We start from the raw sequence: 2,693 nt of genomic DNA, 5'->3' as shown, positions 1-2,693 counted from the left end.
GGTCCCTGAGGTCCTTGAGGCCCCTGAGGCCCCTGAGGTCCCTGAGGTCCTTGAGGCCCCTGAGGCCCCTGAGGTCCCTGAGGTCCTTGAGGCCCCTGAGGCCCCTGAGGTCCTTGAGGTCCCTGAGGTCCCTGAGGTCCTTGAGGCCCCTGAGGCCCCTGAGGTCCCTGTAGCCCCCGAGGACCTCTATACTTTTGATTACAGAGGTTATGAATAGAACAAAATATCAATATAGATTGTGAATTGGAAACATATACAGAATGGGGTAATCTGTAACAATGAGCTTTTCGTTTCTTTTTTTTGTAAGAGATCTTTTTACAGAGAACGTATCTACGTATCAAGTGTCAATACCTCCTTTTATTGCAATTTCATCTACCTTAAATCAGTGAAGGGGAGAGTAGACATACAAGAAGGATAAAAGAAGAAAGGTAACCTTGAGGTTCTTTATACATTAGAGTAGTTAATTATAACTTGACTTTTTATAGCTTTTATAAAGAAAAGATGAAGAAATATTACTCTAGCGACTTTTGTCCAACATATACATTCACACGTGTCTTCTTTATCTGGAATGATTATATATAGGTTTGTTAACAAATATTGAAATAACTGTACGTTTTTCAGTTTTTTCTTCAAATAGAACTTCCAATACTTATGGTATTCATTTACTTGGTAAATGAGCGCCTAATGATAGTATAAGTGCTATAGAATTTATAACCTAAGGGTGAATCCTACTGATAACTAGCATCATCCGGGCTCATTGTTTAGGAGCATTATCGATACAATTTTTACCTCTTCATTCACCAAGTATATTAAATAAATAGATTTCACTCTAAAACGCCTTAACTACATAGCGTATACAGGATGTAGTTAAGGCGTTAGCAGGAACAATAAAGACTTGTATTGAATGTATATACAAATTGTATAAATGAGGTGATAAGGTTGGGGAAATTGGATAAGTACGCTCGGCAATCAAAAGCAAAAGAACCAAGTAAGGTTCTGCCCATTCGGTTACCTGAAAGTATATATGAGCAATTTCGACAACGTTGTGAAGAGTTAGGGTTATCTATGTCTGAAGCTGGATATTTGCTCATTAAAGAAGAATTAGAAGATGGTCTATACAACGCTAGTACAAATGAAGTTGCTGCAACTACACAGCGAATACAAAATCGTATACATCGTGAAAACACTTCGTATAAAAAGGAAAATACAGATAAATCCCCTTTTTTTTCTACTAGGTGGACGTCAATTAATTATGAAGTTGAAAACGAATTACCTTGTCCTCTATGTCACCAATGGTATAGCAAAGCGAATTTTTCTCGGCATGCCAAAAACCATAGTGCCACTACTAAAGAGCTTTTAGAAAACAATGAAGATATAGTTTACAAAATGATTGATGAACGTAAACTAACTCTGTAAACAGTTTATTATATGTATTTGTATAGGTGTGGAGATTCACCTTTTGATTCCAGAAAGACACCTGAGAGGGAACAAAAGGTGAATGTTCTAATTGTTAAAGTAATGATGCATGAATGCATTTTCTATTCACCAAATGGTGAGGGGGTGAAATTCTGCAATTAAAGCATTGTATTGTACTTGAATTTTACATATTTGTTTACGCCTTAAACTTCACTACTACTGTTTCTATTAGCTTATCAAACAACCAACCTCTGCGAAATTTCTACTCTAATTACCTTATCTCTACGTACAAATAATTCCTTTAACGTGTTGTTAACCTGAAATTAGATAGTCAAATAATCACTTTTTTTATGAAAATGACTATTATTGGACAAGCACACAAACATTTTATAAACAAATGAATAAAATAGTATATAAATAAAAAAGGAGTGATTATTATAAAAAGCTATCGTCACCATAATAAAAACGATGAAGTATATTATGTAGAAGCTGCTTACCCATCTAAGGGTTCATATAATAAGAAAAAAGAGAATGAAAAATTCTTTGTTGAAAATCATACAATTGAGGGTTCTGGAACCAATTTAACAGGAAATATCCCATTAACTATTGCAGTTCCTGCTAATGCTATAGATGTAACTGTTTTTGAAGACTTTACTAGAAACCATAACAAAACGCTTCTTCAGTTATCAGCTGCAGCTACTGGCGTTGGTGTAGCTACTGGTCTTACGGTATCAATTTTTGTTAGAGGATCTAGACTACCGATCTCAGCGACTATACCTGCAGGTTCTACAAGAGCCTTTCAAGTTGAAAACTTTGAAAAATTAACTGTTTCGAATCCTTCTGCTACTACGGAAGGAACTTTAAATGTCTTTATACAGAAGACATTCTGTATTGGTTGTAATAGTCAAAATAAAAAATCCAATAAAGGCTGTTGCTTCTAAAATAGTAAAAAAACCACCATGTACAATTTACTTTGTGCATGGTGGTTTTTTATTACTAGAAAATTTTAAGTATCTTGATTACTCCAGCTATATCTTAGACATTCTGTAAAAAAAGAAAAGGGCTATTAACCCGAGAGCTAATAGTCCTTACTCATTATTTAGTTACAAGTAATTAGGGTTAGAATTAAATAACTTAATTGTAATAACTTTTACTGCACTTACATTTATTTTTAGCATAGTCTTTTTCGTAAAAGACAACTTTATCTTTGCCATAATCTTTTTCATGTTTGTCTTTGCATTTATCTTTGCCATAATCTTTTTCATGTTTGTCTTTGC

General features: G+C 34.3%; 3 protein-coding genes. All 3 read left to right on the top strand.

The features are described 5' to 3' along the window. Positions 1-217: hypothetical protein (locus tag ACRPLY_RS26715; RefSeq protein ID WP_432232218.1), on the top strand; the 217-nt coding region annotated here is incomplete at its 5' end. Positions 218-939: 722 nt separating this feature from the next. After that, a complete protein-coding gene (locus tag ACRPLY_RS26710; protein WP_432232217.1) occupies positions 940-1,416 on the top strand; it encodes a hypothetical protein in 477 nt (158 codons plus the stop codon). A gap of 428 nt (positions 1,417-1,844) precedes the next feature. Beyond that, complete coding sequence (locus ACRPLY_RS26705; protein WP_052191924.1) at positions 1,845-2,357, top strand: hypothetical protein; 513 nt, start codon at positions 1,845-1,847, stop codon at positions 2,355-2,357. Positions 2,358-2,693: the final 336 nt, after the last annotated feature.

This window comes from Priestia sp. TGN 0903 (assembly GCF_050846855.1).
Taxonomy (GTDB): Bacteria; Bacillota; Bacilli; order Bacillales; family Bacillaceae_H; genus Priestia; species Priestia zanthoxyli.
The sequence above is the reverse complement of the archived record's forward strand: the minus strand, read 5'-3'. Positions and strand labels throughout refer to the sequence as shown.